The organism is Xanthomonas sp. LMG 12459, assembly GCF_009192905.1.
In the GTDB taxonomy this organism is placed as follows: domain Bacteria; phylum Pseudomonadota; class Gammaproteobacteria; order Xanthomonadales; family Xanthomonadaceae; genus Xanthomonas_A; species Xanthomonas_A sontii.
Genome location: NZ_NSGT01000022.1, coordinates 160560 through 183818 on the forward strand (window position 1 = coordinate 160560; position 23259 = coordinate 183818).

The following is a 23259-nucleotide window of genomic DNA, read 5'->3' on the forward strand; positions in this document are numbered from 1 at the left end:
GGGCGGCGCGGCTCAGGGCAGGAACAGGGCGATCACGTCGTTGGTGAACCGCCGTCCCAGCTCGGTCGGCACGGCGTGGCCGGCGTCCACCCGCAGCCAGTCGCGGGCCTGTGCGGTGGCCAGGGCCGGGGCGATCGCCTGCAGCGGCAGGCCGGTGCGCGCGCTGAAGTCGCGCAGCGCGAAGCCGTCGTTGAGGCGCAGGGCGTTGAGCATGTACTCGAACGGGCGCCGCTCCGGCGCGATCCACTCGTCGCCGCCGATCGCCGCCGGCATCCCCGCCGCGTCCAGGAACGCCTGCGGATGCTTGTGCTTCCAGCGCCGCAGGATGTTCTGTTCGGCGCCGGAGCTGATCTTGCCGTGCGCGCCGGCACCGATGCCGAGATAGTCGCCGAAGGTCCAGTAGTTGAGGTTGTGCGCGCAGCGGTAGCCGGCGCGCGCGTAGGCGCTGACCTCGTACTGCGCGTAGCCGGCCTCGGCCAGCAGCGCCTGGCAGCGCTCCTGCATGTCCCAGGCGTCGTCGTCCTCGGGGATGCCCTGCGGCGGCCGCGCGGCGAACACGGTGTTGGGTTCCAGGGTGAGCTGGTAGTGGCTCATGTGGGTCGGCTGCAGCGCCAGCGCCTGCACGATGTCGCGCTCGGCCTCGGCCAGGGTCTGCTGCGGCAGCGCGTACATCAGGTCCAGGTTGACATTGGCGTAGCCGGCGTCCTGCGCCAGCTTCACCGCACGCTCGGCCTCGGCGCCGTCGTGGATGCGGCCCAGCCGCTGCAGGGCCGCGTCGTCGAAGCTCTGGATGCCGAAGCTCAGACGATTCACCCCGGCCGCCAGGTAGCGGTCGAAGCGGCCGTGCTCGGCGGTACCGGGGTTGGTCTCCAGGGTGATCTCCAGGCTCGGCGCGAAGCGCAGCCGGGCGCTGGCCGCCTGCAGGAAACGATCGATCGCCTCTGGCGGAAACAGGCTGGGCGTGCCGCCGCCGAAGAACACGCTGTTGACCACGCGGCCCCAGACGAGCGGCAGGTCCTGGTCCAGGTCGCGGATCAGCGCATCCACGTAGGCGTCGAACGGCAGCGCGCCCTTGGCCGCGTGCGAGTTGAAATCGCAGTACGGGCATTTGCGCACGCACCACGGCAGGTGCACGTAGAGCGACAGCGGTGGCGGCACCAGCGCCGGGGTGTTGGCGTGCGCGGACGGATCCGGGCAGGCGGTGCCGGGCGGATGCTGGCAATGGTCGTGGGCGTGCGGCATGGCGGGCGGGAATCTGGAAACGGAGATGCGGGCGGTGCGGGCGCTGGAGGGTTCAGGGCTTGGCGCAGCGGCGCAGCGGCGCAGGGCAGTCTGCGCGCGCCGCGGTGTCCTGACTGGCCCGGTGCCTGCGCGCGGCGCGGTCACTCGGCGGGATGCGCCGCAAGATGGTCCGCCAGGCGCTGCTTGAGCTGCTGCAGGGCGAGGGCGCGGTGGCTGATGCGGTTCTTCAGCGCCAGCGGCATCTCGGCGGCGGTCTGGCCGTGGTCCGGATCCAGGAACACCGGGTCGTAACCATGCCCGCCGGTGCCGGCACGCGCATGCGCGATGCGGCCGCGCCAGTGGCCTTCCACCAGCAGCGGCTGCGGATCCTCGGCATGCCGCAGCAGCACCAGCACGCAGTAGAAATGCGCGCCGCGCTGCGCATCGGGCACATCGCGCAGCGCGTCCAGCAGCTTGTCGATGTTGGCCTGCGCGTTGCCGTGCTCGCCGGCGTAACGCGCCGAGTACAGCCCCGGTGCGCCATGCAGCGCGTCCACGCAGATGCCGGAGTCGTCGGCCAGCGCTGGCAGGCCGGTGACGCGGGCGGCGTGGCGCGCCTTGAGCAGCGCGTTCTCGACGAAGGTCAGGCCGGTCTCGTCGGCATCGCTGACGCCGAGCGTGGATTGCGCGATCAACTCGACCCCCACGTCGTCGAGCAAGGCCTTCAGTTCTTCGAGCTTGCCGGCGTTGCTGCTGGCCAGGACCAGTTTCATGCGATGGGCTCCAGCAGATCCCAGGTGTTGCCGTACAGATCGCGGAACACCGCGACCGTGGCGTAGGGTTCGTGGCGAGGGACTTCCAGGAATTCCACACCGGCGGCCAGCATCGCCGCATGGTCGCGCTGGAAGTCGTCGGTGTGCAGGAAGAAGCCGACGCGGCCGCCGGTCTGGTCGCCGATGCGGCTGCGCTGCGCGTCGTCGCTGGCGCGCGCCAGCAGCAGCGCCGCGCCGCGCGCATCGCCGGGCCCGACCACGACCCAGCGCTTGTGGCCCTGGTCCACGTCCTCCAGCACCTGGAAGCCCAGCTTGCCGGTGTACCAGGCGATGGCCTCGTCGTAGTCGGCCACCACCAGGGTGACCAGGGCCAGGCGCCGGTTCATTGCGCCAGGGCGGCGCGCTGTGCCGCCAGCAGTTCGCCGATGCCGCGCTCGGCCAGGCCGAGCAGCGCGTCCAGTTCGTCGCGGCGGAAGGCGTGGCCCTCGGCGGTGCCCTGCAGCTCGATGAAGCCGCCGCCATCGTTCATCACCACGTTCATGTCGGTGTCGCAGTCGCTGTCCTCGGCGTAGTCCAGGTCCAGCACCGGCATGCCGCGGTACACGCCGACCGAGACCGCGGCGACCGCGCCCAGCACCACCGGCTTCTTCAGGTCGCCGCGCTTCTGCAGCCAGTTCACCGCATCCACCAGCGCCACGTAGGCGCCGGTGATGGCGGCGGTGCGGGTGCCGCCGTCGGCCTGCAGCACGTCGCAGTCCAGGGTGATGGTGCGCTCGCCCAGCGCGGTACGGTCGACGCAGGCGCGCAGCGCGCGGCCGATCAGACGCTGGATCTCCAGCGTGCGTCCGCCCTGCTTGCCGCGCGCGGCCTCGCGATCGGAACGCGAGTGGGTGGCGCGCGGCAGCATGCCGTATTCGGCGGTGACCCAGCCTTCGCCCTTGCCGCGCAGGAAGCCCGGCACGCGGTTCTCGACGCTGGCGTTGCACAGCACGCGGGTGTCGCCGAAGCTGACCAGGACCGAGCCTTCGGCATGGCGGGTGAAGGCGCGTTCGATGCGGACCGGGCGCAACTGATCGGCCGTGCGGCCGCTGGGACGGGAGAAGGACATGCAGGGGTTCCGGGAAGGGCGGGGCCGTGCGCGGCCTGTGACCGCGTCGGTGAGGCAGGAAAGGGCGCTAGGTTAACATTCGCCCCCTGTCCGCACCGGAACACCGCATGATCCGCAGCATGACCGCCTATGCCGGCGCCGAGCGCATCACTCCCTGGGGCACGCTGGGATGCGAGCTGCGCTCGGTCAACCACCGTTTCCTGGAAGTCGGCGTCCGCCTGCCGGAAGAACTGCGCGCGTTGGAGCCGCAACTGCGCGAACGCGTCGCCGCGCGGATCAGCCGCGGCAAGCTCGACCTGATGCTGCGCCTGCGCGCGCCGGAGGCAGCGCAGACCCTGGCGGTGAACGAGGCCCTGGTCGAGCAGCTGGGTGTGCTTGCGCAACGGCTGGGAGTGCGTTTCCCGCAGATGCAGGTGCAGTTCGTCGACCTGCTGCAGCTGCCCGGCGTGCTGCAGGGGCAGACGGCCGATCCGGCGGCGCTGCAGGCGCAGGCGCTGGAACTGCTGGACGAGGTGTTGGCCGAGTTCGTCGCCGCGCGCGAGCGCGAGGGCGGCAAGCTGGCCGCGGCCATCGTCGAGCGCGTCGATGCGGTGGAACGCATCGCCGGCGAGGTGCGCACGCTGATCCCCGCCATCCGCGACGGCCAGCGCGCCAAGCTGGCGGCGCGCCTGGCCGATCTGCCGCATCCGGTCGATCCCGGCCGCGCCGAGCAGGAACTGGTGCTGTGGCTGCAGAAGCTCGATGTGGACGAGGAACTGGACCGGCTCGGCAGCCATATCAAGGAACTGCGCCGCGTCCTGCGCCAGCCGGAACCGGCGGGCCGGCGCCTGGACTTCCTGCTGCAGGAGTTCAACCGCGAGGCCAACACCCTGGGCTCGAAGTCGGTGGACAGCCGCACCTCCAACGCCGCGGTGGAACTGAAGGTGCTGATCGACCAGATCCGCGAGCAGGTGCAGAACCTCGAGTAGCCGGGAATGGGCGATCGGGAATGGGGAATCGTCAAAGCGGGTACGATTCACCCCCAGCCCGGCTCGGCGCTGTTCCCATTCCCCATTCCCGACTCCCCATTCCCAAGAACATGCGCGGCACTCTCTACATCGTGGCGGCCCCTTCCGGCGCCGGCAAGAGCAGCATCGTCAACGCCACCTTGGCGCGCGATCCGCAGATCGCGCTGTCGATCTCGTTCACCTCGCGCGCGCCGCGGCCGGGCGAACGCCATGCGGAGCACTACCATTTCGTCTCCGCCGACGAGTTCCAGCGGATGATCGATGCCGGCGACTTCTTCGAGTACGCCCGCGTGCACGGCGACTGGAAAGGCACCGCGCGGCAGTCGGTGGAGCCGCAGCTGGCCGCCGGCCACGACGTGCTGCTGGAGATCGACTGGCAGGGCGCGCGCCAGGTGCGGGCCAAGGTGCCGGATGCGGTCAGCGTGTTCATCCTGCCGCCGTCGCGCGAGGCCCTGGAGCAGCGCATGCGCAAGCGCGGCCAGGACAGCGAGGCGGTGATCGCGCAGCGGCTGGCCGCCGCGCGCGAGGAGATGTCGCACTACGCCGACTTCGACTACGTGATCGTCAACGAGCATTTCGACACCGCGGTGGACGAGATGTGCGCGATCTTCGTCGCCAGCCGCCTGCGCCGGCCGCAGCAGCAGCAGCGCCATGCCGCGTTGATCGACACCCTCCTGCAGGAACAGCCAACTGGCTGATTCCAAAGGGAACTGAATGGGGTGGGGTTGATCTCGGGCGGCTGCCGCCCTACAATCCCCGCCCTTTCCCTCATTCGAACGCGTGGCCGCCGCCGGCCCGCCGGGAGCCCGCATGGCCCGCATCACCGTAGAAGATTGCCTGGAAGTCGTTAACAACCGTTTCGAACTGGTCATGATGGCGTCCAAGCGCGCCCGCCAGCTCGCCAACGGCGTGCAGGCCACCCTCGACAACACCGAGTCGGCCGACAAGCCGACCGTGCTGGCGCTGCGCGAGATCGCCGCGCGCAAGATCGACAACGCGCTGATCGACGAGGTCGAGAAGGCCGAACGCGAGCGCGCCGAGCGCGAAGCCCTGGAATGGGCCGCGGCCGAAGTGGTGGCCGACGAGGACATGTCCAAGAACGACGACTGATCGCGTCCCGCGTCGCGATCGTCCTGCGAACAGCCCGCATCCGCGGGCTGTTTCGTTTTGCGGGTTTGCCGTCCACGCGCCGCTGGCATAGTCTTTCCGCATGAACCCAGGCCCTTCTGCCCAGGTCGCCCACGCCGCGCCATCGTCGGCCGACGAGGCGGTCCCCGACTACGTCCTGCAGCTCGAACGCAGCGCCAGCTATCTGCCGCCCGAGCAGATCCCGCTGCTGCGCCGCGCCTGGGAGGTCGGTGCGGCCGCGCACGCGGGGCAGACCCGCAAGTCCGGCGAGCCCTACATCACCCATCCGGTGGCGGTGGCCGGTGTACTGGCCGAACTGGGCCTGGACGTGGAGGCACTGATCGCCGCGATCCTGCACGACACCATCGAAGACACGCCGCTGACCCGCGCCGAGCTGGCCGCCGAGTTCGGCGAGGCGGTGGCGGAACTGGTCGACGGCGTCACCAAGCTGGACAAGCTCAAGTTCCGCGACCGTCAGGAAGCGGCCGCCGAGAGCTTCCGCAAGATGCTGCTGGCGATGTCGCGCGACCTGCGCGTGATCATGATCAAGCTCGCCGACCGCCTGCACAACATGCGCACGCTGGGCGCGCAGAGCGCCGAGGCGCGCAGCCGCATCGCCCGCGAGACCCTGGAGATCTACGCGCCGATCGCCCAGCGCCTGGGCATGAGCCTGATGAAGTCCGAGCTGCAGAACCTCGGCTTCCGCGCGCTGCATCCGTGGCGGCACGCGATCATCGAAAAACACATCCGCAGCCAGCCGGTGGTGCGCCGCGAGTCGATGGCGCAGGTGGAAGTGCAGTTGTCGCAGCGTCTGGCCAAGGAAGGACTGGAGCACCGGCTGGTGAGCCGGATCAAGACGCCGTGGAGCATCTACAACAAGATGCGCGACGAGAACAAATCCTTCGACCAGGTGATGGATGTGTTCGGCTTCCGTCTGGTGGTGCGCGGCGTGCCCGACTGCTACCACGCCCTCGGCGCGGTGCACGCCACCTTCAAGCCGCTGGACGCGCGCTTCCGCGACTTCATCGCCATTCCCAAGGCCAACGGCTACCAGTCGCTGCACACGGTGCTGTTCGGGCCCTACGGCTCGCCGATCGAGGTGCAGATCCGCACCGAGGAAATGGACCTGATCGCCGAACGCGGCGTCGCCGCGCATTGGACCTACAAGTTCGGCGGCGATTCGCCTAACAGCGCGCAGAGCCGCGCGCATGCGTGGATCGTCGAACTGATCGAATCGCAGCGCGCCGCCGGCTCGTCGCTGGAGTTCCTGGACAACGTCAAGGTCGACCTGTTCCCGGACGAGGTCTACCTGTTCACGCCCAAGGGCAAGATCCTGGCGCTGCCCCGCAATTCCACCGCGCTGGACTTCGCCTATGCGGTGCACACCGACGTCGGCAACCGCGCGGTGGCCTCGCGCGTGGACAAGAAGCTGGTGCCGCTGCGCACCAAGCTGGTCAGCGGACAGACGGTGGAAGTGATCACCGCGCGCTCGGCCACGCCCAAGCCGCAGTGGCTGGAGTTCGTGGTCAGCAGCAAGGCGCGCACCGCGATCCGCCACCAGCTCAAGCAGCTCGAACACGAGGACGCGGTGCAGCTCGGTCATCGCATGCTCGATCGCGCACTGGAGGCGATGGACAGCTCGCTGGAGCGGCTGCCCAAGGGGCGCCTGGATTCGTTCCTCAGCGAGCACCGCTACCCGCGCCTGGAGGCGCTGCTGGCCGACGTGGCGCTGGGCAACTGGATGCCCAACCAGGCCGCGCAGGCGCTGATGGCGTATGCCGAACTGCGCGGCGGCGGGCATTCCAAGCACTCGCAGGAAAAGATCCTGATCAACGGCACCGAGCGCGGCGTGGTCAGCTTCGCCAACTGCTGCCAGCCGATTCCCGGCGACGAGATCATGGGCTACCACACCGCCGGCAAAGGCATCGTGGTGCATCGGCTGGACTGTCCGAACCTGGCCGAACTGCGCAAGTCGCCCGAGCGCTGGGTGCCGATCGGCTGGGATACCAGCGTCATCGGCGACTACGACACCGCGCTGGTGGTGGACGTGGAGAACCGCACCGGCGTGCTCGCGCAGCTGGCCGCGGCGATCGCGCAGAGCCAGTCCAACATCGAGCGTGTCGACTACCTGGACCGCGACTTCAACGCCGCGGTGCTGCGCTTCAACATCCAGGTGCGCGACCGTAACCACCTGGCCGAAGTGATGCGTCGGCTGCGGCGCTTGAACGCGGTGCAGAGCGTGCGCCGCCAGTAGGCGGTGCCGGGCGGAATGGGTCGGGAGTTCTTGTGGGAGGGACTTCAGTCCCGACGCGTGATGGTGTCAGGCGGCTTTCTGCTTCACTCGTCGTGGCTGAAGCCGCTCCCACAAGGAATGGACTGGGGCTTCGTGCCAGTGCACGTGATCGGGCATCGTCCGCGCCGCCTGCCAACGCGGCTGCATGACAGTCGACGCCTGCGAAAGAACGCTTGGTCGCGATCCTGTCACGGTCATGCTCCCCAATCCCCAATCCCCAACCGCGCACGCCAGCTAAACTAGGCGGACATTCTTCCAACGGAGTCGCCATGTCCCGCCAGATCATCCATACCGACCGTGCACCGGCCGCGATCGGCCCGTATTCGCAGGCCGTGCGCGCCGGCAACACCGTGTACTTCTCCGGGCAGATCCCGCTGGATCCGGCCACCGGCGAGATCGTCGCCGGCGACATCGCCGCGCAGGCGCGGCGCGCGTTCGACAACCTGCAGGCGGTGGCCGAGGCGGCCGGCGGCTCGCTGGACCGCATCGTGCGCCTGGGGCTGTACCTCACCGACCTGGCGCAGTTCGCGCAGGTCAATGCGGTCATGCAGGACTACTTCCAGGCGCCGTTCCCCGCGCGCTCCACCATCGAAGTCTCGGCGCTGCCCAAGGGCGCGGGCTTCGAAGTGGACGCGGTGATGGTGCTGGACTGATCCCCCGCCGTGCCGCGCGTGCAGGTTCCGGCGCCGGCGCTGTCGGCGGCAGGCGAGGCGCCGCTGACCACGCTGCCCGGCGTCGGTCCCAAGCTGGCGGATAAATTCGCCGCGCGCGGCCTGTCCAATCTGCAGGACCTGTGGCTGCACCTGCCGCTGCGCTATGAGGATCGCACCCGCCTGACCACGGTGGCGGCACTGCAGCCGGGCGTGCCGGCGCAGGTCGAGGGGCGGGTGCAGGCGGTGGACCGCGGCTTCCGCTACCGGCCGATGCTGCGCGTGGCCGTGGCCGACGAGTCGCGCGGCACCCTGGTGCTGCGCTTCTTCCAGTTCCGTGCTGCGCAGGCGGCGCAGTTCGCGGTCGGCGCGCGCTTGCGCGCCTTCGGCACGCCCAAGCCGGGCCAGCACGGGCTGGAGTTCGTGCATCCCAGCTACCAGATCCTCGGCGAGGGCGACGATGCGGCGCTGGGCGATCGCCTGGATCCGGTGTACCCGGCGGTGGAGGGCGTCGGTCCGGCGACCGTGCGCCGGCTGATCGGCCAGGCGCTGGACCGGCTACCGGAGGAGGCGGCACTGGAACTGCTGCCGGCGTCGCTGCTGAGCGAACTTGGCCTGCCGTCGCTGCGCAGCGCGTTGCTGGTGGCGCATCGGCCGCCGCCGCAGGCCGACCTGGCCGCGCTCGCCGCCGGCCTGCATCCGGCGCAGCAGCGCCTGGCGCTGGAGGAACTGCTCGCGCATCACCTGAGCCTGCGCCGCCAGCGCATCGCCATGCAGTGCCAGCCGGCACCGTCGCTGCGCGGCCGCGGGCTGCTGGCCAAGCGCCTGCAGCAGTCGCTGCCGTTCCAACTGACCGGCGCACAGCAACGCGTGTTCGCGCAGATCCGCACCGACCTGGAGCGGCCGGCGCCGATGCTGCGGCTGGTGCAGGGCGACGTCGGCAGCGGCAAGACCGTGGTCGCCGCGCTGGCGGCGATGCTGGCGGTGGACAAGCGCAAGCAGGCGGCGCTGGCCGCGCCCACCGAACTGCTCGCCGAACAGCATCTGGCCAACCTGCGCGGTTGGCTGGAGCCGCTGGGCGTGCGCGTGGCCTGGCTGGCCGGCAAGGTCACCGGCAAGGCGCGCAGCGCGACCCTGGCGCAGATCGCCTCGGGCGAGGCGCAGGTGGTGGTCGGCACGCACGCGCTGATGCAGGAGGCGGTGCGCTTCCACGACCTGGCCCTGGCCATCGTCGACGAGCAGCACCGCTTCGGCGTGCACCAGCGCCTGGCGCTGCGCGACAAGGGCGCTTCCGGCGCAGGCGTGCCGCATCAACTGGTGATGACCGCCACGCCGATCCCGCGCACCCTGGCGATGGCCGCCTATGCCGATCTGGACGTTTCCTCGATCGACGAACTGCCGCCGGGGCGCACCCCGGTGCAGACCATCGTGCTCAACGCCGAGCGCCGTCCCGAGCTGGTGCAGCGCATCCGCGTGGCCTGCGCCGAAGGCCGCCAGGCCTACTGGGTCTGCACCCTGATCGAAGAGGCCGAGGACAACGAGAAGTCCGCGCAGGGCGGCGGTGCCGGCAACCGGCTCGAGGCCAGCGCCGCGCAGGCCACCTTCGAAGCGTTGTCGGCGCAGTTGCCGGAACTGCGCGTGGGCTTGGTCCACGGGCGCATGAAGCCTGCGGAGAAGCAGGCGGCGATGCGCGCGTTCAAGCAGGGCGAGATCGACCTGCTGGTCGCCACCACCGTCATCGAGGTCGGCGTGGACGTGCCCAATGCCTCGCTGATGATCATCGAGAACGCCGAACGCCTGGGGCTGGCGCAGCTGCACCAGTTGCGCGGGCGGGTCGGGCGCGGCGCGGCGGCGTCGAGCTGCGTGCTCATGTACCAGGCGCCGCTGTCGGCGATGGCGCGGCAGCGCCTGGAAACCATGCGCCAGACCAACGACGGCTTCGTCATCGCCGAGAAGGACCTGGAACTGCGTGGTCCCGGCGAACTGCTCGGCACCCGTCAGACCGGTCTGGCCGCGTTCCGCGTGGCCGACCTGGCCCGCGACGCCGGCCTGCTGCCGCGCGTGCACGCCCTGGCCGACCGGCTGCTGGAGGAGGCGCCGGTCCTGGCCGACCGCATCGTCGCGCGCTGGGTCGGTGGGGCGGTGCGGTTTGCCGGGGCCTGAGGGGCGGGGATTCGGCATTGGGGATGACCAGCCATTCGGCTGTTGAAAGCGGGGATTCGTAAAAAAGCGGCCGCCCCTACGACAAACAGCGGTGGCGTTGCTTTTGCGAATCCCTAATCCCGACTCCCCAATCCCGTCTTCTTCCCATGCCTGCGCCGCAGTGCCAGACTCGGCGGCCGAATGGACGAGCGAAGCGACGCATGAGCGACAAGATTCCCCTGTTGATCGATACCGACCCCGGCGTGGACGATGCGCTGGCGCTGCTGATGGCGTTCGCCGATCCGCGCCACGAGGTGGTCGGGCTGACCATCGCCGCCGGCAACGTCGGCCTGCGCCACACCGTGCGCAACGCGCTGAAACTGTGCGAAGTGGCCGGGCGCGAGGATGTGCCGGTGTTCGCCGGCTGCGCCGATCCGCTGCTGCACCCGTCGGTGGACGCCGGGCACGTGCACGGTCAGGACGGTTTCGGCGACGTCGACCTGCCGCCGGCCGCGCGCGGCGCCGAGGCCGAGCATGCCGCGCTGGCGATCCTGCGCCTGTCGCACCAGTACGCCGGGCGCCTGCTGCTGGTCGCGCTGGGGCCGCTGACCAACATCGCGCTGGCGCTGAAGCTGGACCCGACCCTGCCGCAGCGCGTCGGCCGCTTCCTGGTGATGGGCGGGGCGATCACCTGCCACGGCAACATCACCCCGGCCGCCGAGTTCAACATCGCCTTCGACCCGGAAGCCGCGCACATCGTGTTCAAGGCGTTCCCGCACATCGAAGTGGCGGATTGGGAGGCGACCGTGGCGCACGGACTGCCGCACCGCGAGGTCGAGCAGTGGCTGGCGGTGGATACGCCCAAGGCGCGCTTCTACGAACTGATCTCGCGCAAGACCCGGCTGTGGTCGGAAGACGCCCGCGGCGAGCACTGGTACGCCGCCGACGCGCTGGCGATGGCCTGGGCGCTGCAGCCCGACGGCGCCGAGGAGGTGCAGGCGCGGCCGATGCAGATCGAGCTGTCCGGGGTGCATACCCGCGGCGCCACCCTGGTCGACTGGAACCGCCAGCTGGGCCTGCCGGACAACGCGACCATGCTCATCCGCTACGACCACGCGCGGTTCCTGGGCCTGGCCCGCGCGGCGGTCGGCGCCGGCTGAGCCTGGCGGTCCCGCCCGGTTCCGGGCGGGGCCCCAGTGGTAGAACAGCCGCGAGCCGTCACCTCACTTGCCATCACGTAAACGTTGCGTGCAGGGCGGCAGGGCTGTTATAGTTTCCCTCTTGTCCAGCAGCCACCTACGGTGCGAGCCCATGAAGGCCGACATCCATCCCCAGTACCGCGACGTCGTGTTCCACGATGTCACCTCCGATTTCAAGATCCTGACCCGTTCGACCATGTCCTCGAAAGAGACGGTCAAGTGGGAGGACGGCGAAGAGTATCCGCTGATCAAGGTCGAAATCTCCTCGGCTTCGCACCCGTTCTACACGGGCAAGCACAAGGTCATCGACACCAGCGGCCGCATCGACAAGTTCCAGAAGCGCTACGCGCGCTGATCGGAACCGTCGAACGGATGTAAAGCGACGGCCGCCTGCGCGGCCGTTTTGCTATCCGCCACATTCTGTCTTCCCGGCGTTGACGCGCCGGTGTCATCCTTCCGTGAAAGTGCGGCGAGGATGCAACGCTGTGTCGCTTTCCTGCCGCCATCGTGCAGCATGAGGGGTGAGCGACGACGCAAATGCTGCTGTGCGATAATGGCGCGATCCGTGGCGATTGCCGTGGACTTCCTTCACGCGTCTGTTCGCAACGTAATCGGACAGGCGCCTTCCATCGAGGAGCGCACACTGTGTCCGATCTTGATCAGGTCACGTTGAACGCCGGCGACAAGTCGGTCGTTCTTCCGGTACTCAAGCCCACCCTGGGCAACGATTGCGTCGACATTTCCAAGTTGACCAAGGAGACCGGTCTCTTCACCTACGACTCGGGCTTCACCGCGACCGCCAGCTGCAAGTCGGCGATCACCTACATCGACGGCGACAACGGCGTGCTGCTGTACCGCGGCTACCCGATCGAGCAGCTGGCCGAGAAGTCCAACTTCCTCGAAGTGGCCTATCTGCTGATGAACGGCGAGCTGCCCACCGCCGACGAATTCAAGAAGTTCGACCACGAAGTGACGCATCACACGATGATGCACGAGTCGCTGAAGAACTTCCTCGGCGGCTTCCGCCACGACGCGCACCCGATGGCGATGATGGCCGGCACCGTGGCCTCGCTGTCGGCGTTCTACCACGACACCCTCGACCTGAACGATCCGGAGCAGCGCCGCCTGGCCGCGATCCGCCTGATCGCCAAGGTGCCGACGATCGCCGCCGCCGCCTACCGCTACTCGATCGGCTGGCCGATCCGCTATCCGCGCAACAACCTCGGCTACGTCGAGCGCTTCCTGCACATGATGTTCGAGGTGCCGAGCGAGCAGCTGCAGATGAACCCGGTCGTGGCCAAGGCCCTGGACCTGCTGTTCATCCTGCACGCCGACCACGAGCAGAACGCCTCGACCTCGACCGTGCGTCTGGTCGGTTCCACCGGCGCCAATCCGTACGCCTCGGTCGCCGCGGGCATCACCGCGCTGTGGGGCCCGGCGCACGGCGGCGCCAACGAAGCCGTGCTGAAGATGCTGGAAGAGATCGGCACCGCCGACAACGTCGAGAGCGCCGTGGCCAAGGCCAAGGACAAGAACTCGAGCTTCCGCCTGATGGGCTTCGGCCACCGCGTGTACAAGAACTTCGACCCGCGCGCGAAGATCATCCGCGAGATGACCCACAAGGTGCTGGGCGAGCTGGGCGTCAACGACCCGCTGCTGGAAGTGGCGCTGAAGCTGGAAGAGGCCGCGCTGAAGGACGACTACTTCGTGCAGCGCAAGCTGTACCCGAACGTCGACTTCTACTCGGGCATCATCTACAAGGCGCTGAACATTCCGGTGGAGATGTTCACCGTGATGTTCGCCATTGCCCGTACCGCCGGCTGGGTCTCGCATTGGCTGGAGCAGCAGGTCGACCCGGAAATGAAGATCGGCCGTCCGCGCCAGATCTACACCGGCTACGACAAGCGCGACTACACCAGCGCCGACAAGCGCTGATCGATCGCCGTCAAGGCTGTCCGGAACGCCCCGCCTCGCGGGGCGTTTTTCGTTTATGGCGGGGCCGAAGCGGGGATGCACATTGGCAGCAGCCTGTCGCGCCACTGCAGGCCGCGACACGGGGCGCCAGCCAGCTGTGCGGCGCCCGCGGCATCCTGGCGCGGCGGTCCGCTCAGCCGGACTGGTAGTCGGCGATGTCCTGCTCGGTCAGCAGTTGCCGCAGTTGCGGCATCGAGGCGCGGCGCATCGGCTTTTCGTCCACCTGCGACAGCGGCGCCTGGCGCAGCGCGTCGTAGGGCAGCACGGTCAGGTCGAAGGTCAGCTCCTCGGCGGTGAACAGCCACACCGGGAAGTCCTCGCTACGCTCGCGGTCCAGGCGCAGGCGGCGGCTGCGCAGTTCGGCCGGGATCCGGTGTTCTTCGAGAAAACGTGCCACCGCCTCGGTGTCGTCGCTGTGCAGGTGCAACTGCACCGGACTGTTGGCGTCGGCGGTACCGTCGTGCACCGGTCCGGCCAGGCGTGGCGCGAAGGCGTGCAGGAAGTCCATCGCGCGCAGCGCCGCCTCGCGGCGCCGGCGCAGTTCGCCGGCATGGTCGGGACCGGCGAACAGCCGCTGGTATTCGCGCAGGGCGTCCTCGATCTCGCTGTTGCGCGGCAGCGAGGCGTCGTCGTGGATGCCGAGCCGGTCGGCGGCCTTGAGCTTGGCCTGGTGGAAATCGCGGATGCCGCCTTCGGCCATCAGCCGGGCGGCTTCATGCGCCAGCCGGCGGCGGCGTTCGTGCGTGCGGGTCCGGGCGTGTTGCCGAGCGTGGTGCATGGTGCGCCTCCCCTCAAAGCCTGCCCCGACTGTACCGCAGCCTTGCGAAATTCGGGTGTAGCAGCCGTCCCTGCCTGAGGCGGCGTCCGCCGGGCGAGGCACGCCCGGCGGGAACTGCCCCGGCGAGCGCCGGGGCGGGGGAACGCGACGCGATCAGAAGATGTCGAATGCCGCGTCGTCGGTCTTCTGGTCCTGCAGGCTTTCGTCGAACTGCTGGATGCGGTCCATGTCCTCGGTCTTGACCCATTCCGTGGCGCCGTTGAGGCTGACCTGGACCATGCCGCCCGGCGGATCGTTGCGGGCGATCGGCTGATCCTTCAGCGCGACCCGCATGTAGTCGATCCAGATCGGCAGCGCCGCCTTGCCGCCGTATTCGCGGTAGCCGAGCGAGCGGTAGTCGTCGCGACCGACCCACACGGTGGTCACGTACGGGCCGCCGAAGCCGGAGAACCAGGCGTCGCGATGGTCGTTGGTCGAGCCGGTCTTGCCGCCCACGTCCTCGCGGCCGAGCACCTTGGCGGCGGTGCCGGTGCCGCGCTGGACCACGTCGCGCATCATCGACACCAATTGATAGGCGGTGCGCTCGTCGATCGCGCGCGGCGCCACCTTGGCCTCGGGGTCGGCGGGCTTCTCGGCTGCAGCCGCCGTGGCTGCGGGCTCCGCAGGCTTGGCCGCCGGCGGCGGCGTGGCCGCGCCGAAGTTGAAGCCGTCCACCACCTGGCTGACCGGTGCGGCGTTGCCGCCGACGCTGCCGCAACTGCGGCAGGCGGTCAGCGGATGTTCCTGGAACAGGACATTGCCGTCGCGGTCGGTGACCTTGTCGATGATCCAGGTGTTGACCAGCGAGCCGCCGTTGGCGAACACGGTATAACCGCGCGCCACCGACAGCGGGGTCAGCGAGGCGGTGCCCAGCGACATCGACAGGTTCGGCGGCAACTCGGCTTCCTGGAAGCCGAACTGGCTGATGTACTTGCGCGCGAAGTCCACGCCGATGGCGTCCAGCAGGCGTACCGAGACCAGGTTGCGCGACTGCACCAGCGCCTCGCGCAGGCGCATCGGGCCGCGGAAGCCGCCGCCGTCGTTCTGCGGCGACCAGGTCTTGCCGCGGCGGTCGCGGAACACCACCGGTGCGTCGAGCACGATCGAGGCCGGGTTGAAGCCCTTCTCGAACGAGGCCGCGTACAGGAACGGCTTGAAGCTGGAGCCGGGCTGGCGGCGCGCCTGGGTGGCGCGGTTGAACTTGTTGCCGGCGTAGCTGAAGCCGCCGACCATGGCGCGCAGCGCGCCGTTGTTGGCGTCCAGCGACACCAGCGCGGCCTGGCCGCGCGGGATCTGGGTGATCTCCCATTCGCCCGGCTTGTCGCCTTCCTGGATGCGCACCAGGTCGCCGCGCTTGAGCAGGGTGGCGGGGCTGCGCCCGGTCCAGCGGCTGGCGGCCACCGGCAGCACCAGCTCGGTCTTGTTGGCGAGCACCACGGTGGCGCTGCCGTCGCTGCCGGTGCCGGCGACGATGCTGGGCAGCATCCCGCCTTGCGCGTAGACGCCGCTCAGATGGCTGGCCAGCGCCGCCGCATCGGCGGTGGCCGGGACGTCGAAATGCTTTTCCACTCCATGCCAGCCGTGGCGGCGATCGTAGACGACCAGGCCCTGGCGCACGGCATGGTTGGCGGCGGCCTGCAGGGTCGCATCGATGCTGGTGTAGACGTGGTAGCCCTTGTCCAGCACGTCGCCGCCGAAGCGCGCGATCATTTCCTGGCGCACCAGCTCGGCCACGTACGGGGCCTCGACCTCGACCGGGCGCTCGTGCGGCGCGGCGTGCATCGGCACCGCCTTGGCCGCCTCGGCCTCGGCCGGGGTGATGAAGCCCAGCGCGGCCATGCGGCTGAGCACATAGTTGTCGCGGCGCTGCTTGGCGCGCTCGGGGTTGCTGATCGGGTTGCCGCTGGAGGGGAACTTGGGGATGCCGGCCAGCGAGGCCATCTCGTCCAGGCTCAGCTCGTTGAGCTTCTTGCCGTAGTAGTACTCGGCGGCGGCGGCGACGCCGTAGGCGCGGTTGCCGAAGAAGCTCTTGTTGAGATACAGCTCGAAGATCTCGTCCTTGGTCAGCTCGGCCTCGATCTTGCGCGCCAGCAGGATCTCCGCCAGCTTGCGGGTGTAGCTGTATTCCGAGCTCAGGAAGAACTGGCGGGCCACCTGCTGGGTGATGGTGGAGCCGCCCGGCACGCGCTTGTCGTTGGTGGTGGCCAGCAGCCACACCGCGCGGGCGATGCCCTTGTAGTCGACCCCGCCATGCTCGTAGAACCGGGCGTCCTCGGTGGCCAGGAAGGCCTGCTTCAGCCGCTCCGGCACGTCTTTCATGGTGATGGGGTAGCGCCGGGTCTCGCCGAACAGCGCCATCAGCTTGCCGTCGCTGGAGTAGACGTACATCGGCTCCTGCAGTTCGACCTTGCGCAGGGTCTGCACGTCCGGGAGCTTGGAGGAGACGACGTAGTACAGCCCGCCTGCCACGGCGGCGCCGACCAGGCCAAGGAGGACGAACAAGACCAGCGCCCAGCGCAGCCAACGACGAAAACGGGGCATCGCGAGAGATTCCGATTGCAGATTTCTTGGGCGCAGAGTATAGAGTACGCCGGGGAACGGCTGGGGCCGGTTCCGGGGATGCGACGGGTTTGCTGCCGCAGGTCATGCCGTGACACGGATCGCGACATGCAACCGGGCGGTTGCCAATTGCAAAAAATTTGTTATTAATGCGCTGGCGCAACATTGGCGTCCAAGTGCCCGCCGGCAGGGGAAAATCCGTGGGGCTTATCCCAATAGAGTCAGCAGCCGCTGATCGGCATCGACATCAGCTCGACCGCGGTCAAGCTGCTGCAGCTTTCGCGTAACGGCAACCGGTTCCGGGTCGAGCATTACGCCGTCGAACCCTTGCCGCCCAATGCCGTGGTCGAGAAGAACATCGTCGAGGTCGAGGCGGTGGGCGAGGCGATCCGCCGCGCCGTGACCCGTTCCGGTACCCGCGCCAAGCATGCCGCGGCCGCCGTGGCCGGTTCGGCGGTGATCACCAAGGTGATCCCGATGCCGGCCGAGCTGGACGAGAGCGAGCTGGAAGCCCAGGTCGAGTTGGAGGCGGTGAACTACATCCCGTACCCGATCGACGAAGTGAACCTGGATTTCGAGGTGCTGGGCGTCATCCCCAACAACCCCGAGATGGTGCAGGTACTGCTGGCCGCCTCGCGCTCGGAGAACGTGGAACTGCGCCAGTCGGCCCTGGAACTGGGCGGGCTGGTGGCCAAGGTGATGGACGTGGAGGCCTTCGCGGTCGAGAACGCCTTCGCGCTGGTGGCCAGCGAGCTGCCGGTGGCCGCCGACGGCATCGTCGCCCTGGTCGACATCGGCGCCACCATGACCACCCTCAATGTCCTGCGTGGCGGGCGCAGCCTGTACAGCCGCGAGCAGGTGTTCGGCGGCAAGCAGCTGACCGACGAAGTGATGCGCCGCTACGGCCTGACCTACGAGGAAGCCGGCATGGCCAAGCGCCAGGGCGGACTGCCGGAAAGTTACGAGGTCGAGGTGCTGGAGCCGTTCAAGGAAGCCACGGTGCAGCAGATCAGCCGCCTGCTGCAGTTCTTCTATGCCGGCAGCGAATTCAACCGCGTCGACCATATCGTGCTGGCCGGCGGCTGCGCCGCCCTGGCCGGATTGCCGGAGATGGTGGAGGAGCAACTGGGCGTGGCCACGGTGGTCGCCAACCCGTTGGCGCAGATGACCCTGGGGCCGAAGGTGCAGGCGCATGCGCTGGCCCAGGACGCGCCGGCGCTGATGATCGCCACCGGCCTGGCGCTGAGGAGCTTCGACTGATGGCGAAGATCAATCTGCTGCCCTGGCGGGCGGAACGGCGCAAGCAGCGCGAACGCGAGTTCTATTCGATGCTTGGCCTGGCCGCGTTCGCCGGGGTGCTGCTGGCGGGGCTGATCTGGTTCTACTACGACCTGCAGATCAGCGGCCAGAACGAGCGCAACGCGTATCTGCAGGCCGAGATCGAGAAGGTCCAGGCGCAGAACAAGGAAATCGACACCCTCGACGAGAAGAAGCGCCGCCTGCTGGCGCGCAAGCAGGTGATCGAGGAACTGCAGGCCAAGCGCTCGCAGATGGTGCACCTGTTCGACTCGCTGGTGCGGACCATTCCCGACGGCGTGGTGCTGACCTCGGTGAAGCAGGAAGGCGACATGCTGACCCTGGAGGGCCGCTCGCAGTCCAACGCGCGGGTCAGTACCTACATGCGCAACCTCGAGGGCTCTGGCTGGATGACCAATCCGGAGCTGACGGTGATCGAGGCCAAGGCCCAGGAGAAGGAAGCCAAGGGTCCGATCGTCGATACCAAGGCGCTGCCGTACGTGTTCACGCTGCGGGTCAAGCTGCCGGTGCCGGGCGAGAGCACCGATCCGGCCGCCGCCGGGACGACACCTGCGGGTTCCGCTGCGCCCGGAACACCTGGCGCAGCGCCCGCGGGCGGCGCGCCTGGCACGCCGCCTGCGCAGGCGCCGGGCGCTCCTGCGCCTGCACCTGCCGCGGGCAGCCCTGCCGCACCGGCGCCGGCCACCGCGCCGGCACCCGCCGCCACGCCAGCGAAACAGGGACCGGCGTCATGAGCAAGAAATTCAACATCAAAGAGCTGGATTTCAACAACATCGGCAATTGGCCGCAGCAGGCCAAGATCGTGTTCTGCGTGCTGGTGACCCTGTTCATCCTGACCCTGTCCTGGTTCCTGCTGATCAGCAGCAAGAGCGACGAGTTGCAGGCGCTGGAGCAGAAGGAAACCGAACTGCGCGCCTCCTTCGAGAAGGAGCAGAGCCGTGCGGTCAACCTGCAGCCGCTGAAGCAGCAACTGGTGCAGATGGAGCAGGTGCTGCAGCAGATGCTGCGGCAGCTGCCGAGCAAGACCGAGATGCCCGATCTGATCATCGACATCTCGCAGACCGCGCTGTCCAGCGGCCTGACCAACGAGTTGTTCCAGCCGGGCCCGGAGTCGCCGAAGGAGTTCTACGCGGAGAAGCCGATCGCCCTGCGCATGGTCGGCAGCTACCACCAGTTCGGCGCCTTCGTCAGTGGCGTGGCCTCGCTGCCGCGGGTGGTGATCCTGACCATGCACGACATCAACCTGAAGCCGCGCGACAAGAGCAACGGCATCACCGCGCGCGGCGAGCTGGAGCTGTCCGGTACGGTCAAGACCTATCGCTACCTGGACGACAAGGAAATGGCCGACCAGGAACAGGCCGCGGCGGCCGCGAAGAAGGCAGGCAAGCAAGGCGGTGGCGCATGAGCCGGCGGCATCGGGTGGTCAGGATTCTCGTTGCGGGCGCGCTGGCGCTGGTGCTTGGCGCTTGCGGCCGCACCATCACCAGCACGCCGGGCGATGCGCCGAACCTGGAAAACTGGGTGAAGGAAGTGCGCGCGCGACCGGCGCAGCCGCTGGAGCCGTTGCCGGTGATGCAGCAGTTCGAAACCTTCGAGTATGCGGCGCAGGGCCTGCGCGATCCGTTCAGCGATGCCTGGGCCAGTCCCGACGGTAGCAGCGGCCTGCGCCCGGATCCGAACCGCCGCAAGGAACCGCTGGAGCAGTTCCCGCTGGACAGCCTCAACATGGTCGGCACGCTGGGCAGCGGCGCGGGCCAGGTGGCGCTGGTGATGGCGCCGGACAAGGTGACCTACCGCGTGCGTCCGGGCGTGTACATGGGGCAGAGCGATGGCCGCGTGACCGGAGTGCACGAGGATCGCATCGATTTGATTGAACTGGTGCCGGATGGCGCCGGCGGCTGGCTGGAACGTCCCGCCTCCGTCGCGCTGGACGATCAATGATTGATTATGGGGATAGCACGATGACTTTTTCCAAAGCCCTGAGCCTGCGCCCCATCCGGCGCCACGCGACGATGCGGCTATGCGCCTTGGGGTTGGCGGCGATGCTCGGGAATGCGGTCGTCGCCAGCGCGGCGCCGCCCGCCGCGCCTGTTGCCGCGTCTCCCGCACCTGCGGCGGCGCCGGCCAAGCTCACGGTGTCGAAGATCGACTTCAAGCGCGGCGACGGCGGTGCGGGGCGGCTGATCCTGTCCTTCAGCGGCACCGGCGCCAGCCCGGACCTGCGCACCCAGGGCAACAGCGTGGTGGTTGATGTCGGCAACGCCACGCTGCCGCCGGAATTGCAGCGTCCGCTCAACGTCACCGACTTCGCCACGCCGGTGCAGCGCATCGATGCCAAGCCCTACGCGGGCGGTGCCGAGCTGGTGCTGAACACCAATGGCGCGTTCGAATCGCTGGCCTACCAGTCGGGCAACGAGTACGTGGTCGAGATCACTCCGCGCGCCGCCGCGCCGGCGGTGGGCGCGGTCACCGCGACCACGGTCAGCCAGGCCGCCGCGCAGGTGGCGGCCCGCGGCTACAGCGGCAAGCCGGTGACCTTCAACTTCCAGGACGTGCCGGTGCGCACGGTGCTGCAGTTGATCGCCGAGGAGTCCAATCTCAATATCGTCGCCTCCGACACCGTGCAGGGCAGCGTCACCCTGCGCCTGGTCAATGTGCCCTGGGACCAGGCGCTGGACATCGTGCTGCGCGCCAAGGGCCTGGACAAGCGCCGCGACGGCAAGGTGATCTGGGTCGCGCCGCAGCAGGAGTTGGCCAAGTTCGAGCAGGACAAGGAGGACGCGCGCATCGCGATCGAGAACCGCGAGGACCTGATCACCGACTACGTGCAGATCAACTATCACAGCGCCACGGCGATCTTCAAGGCGCTGACCGAGGCCAAGGGCATCGGCGGCAGCGGTGGTGGTGGCGGAAGTGGTGGTGGCAGCGGCAACAGCCAGAACGACAATGGCTTCCTGTCGCCGCGCGGGCGCCTCGTCGCCGACGAGCGCACCAACACGCTGATGATCAGCGACATCCCGAAGAAGGTCGCGCAGATGCGCGAGCTGATCAACGTGATCGACCGCCCGGTCGACCAGGTGCTGATCGAGGGCCGCATCGTCATCGCCACCGATACCTTCGCCCGCGATCTGGGTGCCAAGTTCGGTGTCGGCGCGACGCGCACCTATGGGGACAATGTCGCTACGGTCGGAAGCAACGCGGCTGGCGGCGGCGTCAATACGCGTGGTCTCAACGTCGATCTGAGCGGTCCGACCTTCACCAGCGCGCAGACCCTGCCCAGTCTTGCCTACACCCTGCTCGGCAAGAACTTCAATCTGGATCTGCAGCTGTCGGCATTGCAGGAAGAAGGGCGGGGCGAAGTCATTTCCAATCCGCGCATCGTGACCTCCAACCAGCGCGAGGCCGTGATTCGGCAAGGTAAGGAAATCGGCTATGTCACCATTACCGGTGGAACCGCCGGAACTGCGGCGACGCCCAACGTACAGTTCAAGGAAGTGCTGCTGGAGCTGAAGGTCACCCCGACAATCACCGACGATAATCGTGTGTTCTTGAACATGAACGTCAAGAAGGACGAAGTCGAGCGCTTCGTGGTCTTGCAGAACTACGGCACCGTACCGGAAATCAACCGCCGCGAGATCAATACCGCGGTGCTGGTCGACGATGGGCAGACGGTGGTGATCGGCGGTGTCTACGAGTTCAACGACCGTAGCAGCGTCTCCAAGGTGCCGTTCCTGGGGGATGTCCCGTTCCTGGGCAACCTGTTCAAGAAGCGTGGCCGCAACAAGACCAAGGCCGAATTGCTGATCTTCGTGACCCCGAAGGTGATGCACGTGGCCAAGCGTCCGCCGGCCTAAATGCCGCGGACAATGCGGGAAACCTTCGACGGGAGAGGCGCAAGCCTCTCCCGTCGGCGTTTGCGCCCATCGATGAGGAAATCCTGAATTCGCAGCACGCGGCCTCTGCCGTGCGCGGAACCATTTTCACCGGCGATCGGTCAGACTGCGCAAATGAACACTCCATCCCCGACCCTCGATTCCCCGCCGGCCGCGCCCGAGCAGCAGCGCCTGCACGCCGCGTTCGTCGCCCTGCGCGACGGCCTGTCCCAGACCATCGTCGGCCAGTCGGCGCTGGTGGAGCGCCTGCTGATCGCGCTGCTTGCCGATGGCCATCTGCTGGTCGAAGGCGCGCCCGGCCTGGCCAAGACCACCGCGATCCGCGCCCTGGCCTCGCGCCTGGAAGCGGATTTCGCCCGTGTGCAGTTCACTCCCGACCTGCTCCCGGCCGACCTCACCGGTACCGAGGTGTGGCGCCCGCAGGAGAGTCGCTTCGAGTTCCTGCCCGGGCCGATCTTCCATCCGATCCTGCTCGCCGACGAAATCAACCGTGCGCCGGCCAAGGTGCAATCGGCCCTGCTCGAGGCGATGGGCGAGCGCCAGGTCACCGTCGGCCGGCACACCTATGCGCTGCCGAAGCTGTTCCTGGTGATGGCGACACAGAACCCGATCGAGCAGGAGGGCACCTTCCCGCTGCCGGAGGCGCAGCTGGACCGCTTCCTGATGCATGTGCGGATCGGCTACCCGGAAGCGGCGGCGGAAGCGGAGATCCTGCGCCTGGCGCGCGAGCGCGCCCGCGAGACGCTGGAGGCCGGCGAGGCGCCGCCGCCACGCATGCCGCTGGAAGACGTATTCGCGGCGCGCCGCGCGGTGCTGGCGCTGCACATGGCACCGCCGCTGGAGCGCTATCTGATCGAACTGGTGCTGGCCTCGCGCGATGCCAGCGGCTACGACGCCGCATTGGCGCGGCGCATCGCCTGGGGCGCGAGTCCGCGCGGTTCGATCGCATTGGAGCGGTGCGCCCGCGCCCGCGCCTGGCTGGCCGGACGCGACTTCGTCACGCCCGACGACGTGCGCGCGGTCGCCGCCGATGTGCTGCGCCACCGCGTGCTGCCCAGCTACGAAGCCACCGCCGAAGGCTGGGACGGCGATCGTCTGGTCGCCGCCCTGCTGGACAAGGTGCCGCCGCCGTGACCGGACGCCGCCAGGTACGGCTGCTGCCCGCCGCCCGCCTCCGC

21 protein-coding genes are annotated in these 23259 nt (G+C 68.6%); 15 read left to right on the top strand and 6 right to left on the bottom strand.

The genetic code is table 11. The features are described from left to right. Positions 1-12: 12 nt before the first annotated feature. From hemW to rph, 4 genes are all read right to left on the bottom strand, one after another. Positions 13-1242, bottom strand: a complete 1230-nt coding sequence (gene hemW, locus CEK65_RS05410; RefSeq protein WP_152181013.1) for a radical SAM family heme chaperone HemW — start codon at positions 1240-1242, stop codon at positions 13-15. Positions 1243-1382: 140 nt separating this feature from the next. Continuing rightward, the gene (gene rdgB / locus CEK65_RS05415) at positions 1383-1994 is read right to left on the bottom strand and encodes an RdgB/HAM1 family non-canonical purine NTP pyrophosphatase (RefSeq protein ID WP_152181014.1); all 612 of its coding nucleotides are present in this window, start codon (positions 1992-1994) and stop codon (positions 1383-1385) included. Then, positions 1991-2380 carry a VOC family protein gene (locus tag CEK65_RS05420; RefSeq protein WP_017915364.1) on the bottom strand — a complete coding sequence of 130 codons (390 nt, stop codon included), beginning with the start codon at positions 2378-2380 and terminating at the stop codon, positions 1991-1993. The genes rdgB and CEK65_RS05420 overlap by 4 nt, the downstream gene beginning before the upstream one ends. Continuing rightward, positions 2377-3102, bottom strand: a complete 726-nt coding sequence (gene rph / locus CEK65_RS05425; RefSeq protein ID WP_017907632.1) for a ribonuclease PH — start codon at positions 3100-3102, stop codon at positions 2377-2379. Before rph ends, CEK65_RS05420 begins: the two co-directional genes overlap by 4 nt. Positions 3103-3209: 107 nt before the next feature. Here rph and CEK65_RS05430 point away from each other — a divergent pair, with 107 nt between their 5' ends. From CEK65_RS05430 to CEK65_RS05470, 9 genes are all read left to right on the top strand, one after another. Further along, positions 3210-4070, top strand: a complete 861-nt coding sequence (locus tag CEK65_RS05430) for a YicC/YloC family endoribonuclease (protein ID WP_043094881.1) — start codon at positions 3210-3212, stop codon at positions 4068-4070. A 110-nt stretch (positions 4071-4180) separates the two neighbouring features. Then, a complete protein-coding gene (gene gmk / locus CEK65_RS05435) occupies positions 4181-4807 on the top strand; it encodes a guanylate kinase (RefSeq protein ID WP_017909850.1) in 627 nt (208 codons plus the stop codon). 112 nt (positions 4808-4919) lie between these two features. Then, positions 4920-5219 (top strand): DNA-directed RNA polymerase subunit omega, encoded by a 300-nt coding sequence (gene rpoZ / locus CEK65_RS05440; RefSeq protein WP_010343101.1) that lies wholly within the window; start codon positions 4920-4922, stop codon positions 5217-5219. 100 nt (positions 5220-5319) lie between these two features. Further along, positions 5320-7491 carry a bifunctional (p)ppGpp synthetase/guanosine-3',5'-bis(diphosphate) 3'-pyrophosphohydrolase gene (locus CEK65_RS05445; RefSeq protein WP_017909851.1) on the top strand — a complete coding sequence of 724 codons (2172 nt, stop codon included), beginning with the start codon at positions 5320-5322 and terminating at the stop codon, positions 7489-7491. A gap of 308 nt (positions 7492-7799) precedes the next feature. Further along, on the top strand, positions 7800-8183 hold the full coding sequence (locus CEK65_RS05450) for a RidA family protein (protein WP_010341827.1): 384 nt from the start codon (positions 7800-7802) through the stop codon (positions 8181-8183). A 9-nt stretch (positions 8184-8192) separates the two neighbouring features. Further along, the gene (gene recG, locus CEK65_RS05455; protein WP_152181015.1) at positions 8193-10343 is read left to right on the top strand and encodes an ATP-dependent DNA helicase RecG; all 2151 of its coding nucleotides are present in this window, start codon (positions 8193-8195) and stop codon (positions 10341-10343) included. A gap of 200 nt (positions 10344-10543) precedes the next feature. Then, entirely contained in the window at positions 10544-11482 is a 939-nt protein-coding gene (locus tag CEK65_RS05460) for a nucleoside hydrolase (protein WP_152181016.1), read from the top strand. Between the two features lie 151 nt (positions 11483-11633). Next, positions 11634-11876 carry a type B 50S ribosomal protein L31 gene (locus CEK65_RS05465; protein ID WP_010341537.1) on the top strand — a complete coding sequence of 81 codons (243 nt, stop codon included), beginning with the start codon at positions 11634-11636 and terminating at the stop codon, positions 11874-11876. Between the two features lie 290 nt (positions 11877-12166). Next, a complete protein-coding gene (locus tag CEK65_RS05470) occupies positions 12167-13456 on the top strand; it encodes a citrate synthase (protein WP_026143410.1) in 1290 nt (429 codons plus the stop codon). Between the two features lie 172 nt (positions 13457-13628). Here the strand turns inward: CEK65_RS05470 and CEK65_RS05475 are convergent, their stop codons facing one another. Beyond that, a complete protein-coding gene (locus CEK65_RS05475) occupies positions 13629-14273 on the bottom strand; it encodes a hypothetical protein (protein WP_017909856.1) in 645 nt (214 codons plus the stop codon). A gap of 153 nt (positions 14274-14426) precedes the next feature. Continuing rightward, positions 14427-16853, bottom strand: coding sequence for a penicillin-binding protein 1A (locus CEK65_RS05480; protein ID WP_148830004.1), 2427 nt, complete (start codon positions 16851-16853; stop codon positions 14427-14429). A gap of 249 nt (positions 16854-17102) precedes the next feature. Between CEK65_RS05480 and CEK65_RS05485 the strand changes: the two genes are divergently transcribed. The 6 genes from CEK65_RS05485 (at position 17103) to CEK65_RS05510 (ending at position 23215) form a co-directional block, all read left to right on the top strand. Further along, a complete protein-coding gene (locus CEK65_RS05485) occupies positions 17103-18131 on the top strand; it encodes a pilus assembly protein PilM (protein WP_152181017.1) in 1029 nt (342 codons plus the stop codon). Continuing rightward, the gene (locus tag CEK65_RS05490) at positions 18131-18922 is read left to right on the top strand and encodes a PilN domain-containing protein (RefSeq protein WP_152181018.1); all 792 of its coding nucleotides are present in this window, start codon (positions 18131-18133) and stop codon (positions 18920-18922) included. Before CEK65_RS05485 ends, CEK65_RS05490 begins: the two co-directional genes overlap by 1 nt. Continuing rightward, positions 18919-19593 (top strand): type 4a pilus biogenesis protein PilO, encoded by a 675-nt coding sequence (locus CEK65_RS05495; RefSeq protein WP_017914107.1) that lies wholly within the window; start codon positions 18919-18921, stop codon positions 19591-19593. Before CEK65_RS05490 ends, CEK65_RS05495 begins: the two co-directional genes overlap by 4 nt. After that, a complete protein-coding gene (locus CEK65_RS05500) occupies positions 19590-20129 on the top strand; it encodes a pilus assembly protein PilP (RefSeq protein ID WP_152181019.1) in 540 nt (179 codons plus the stop codon). Before CEK65_RS05495 ends, CEK65_RS05500 begins: the two co-directional genes overlap by 4 nt. Before the next feature lie 20 nt (positions 20130-20149). Next, complete coding sequence (locus CEK65_RS05505; protein ID WP_152181020.1) at positions 20150-22042, top strand: type IV pilus secretin PilQ family protein; 1893 nt, start codon at positions 20150-20152, stop codon at positions 22040-22042. A 153-nt stretch (positions 22043-22195) separates the two neighbouring features. Continuing rightward, the gene (locus CEK65_RS05510) at positions 22196-23215 is read left to right on the top strand and encodes a MoxR family ATPase (RefSeq protein WP_017914104.1); all 1020 of its coding nucleotides are present in this window, start codon (positions 22196-22198) and stop codon (positions 23213-23215) included. The last annotated feature ends 44 nt before the right edge of the window (positions 23216-23259 follow it).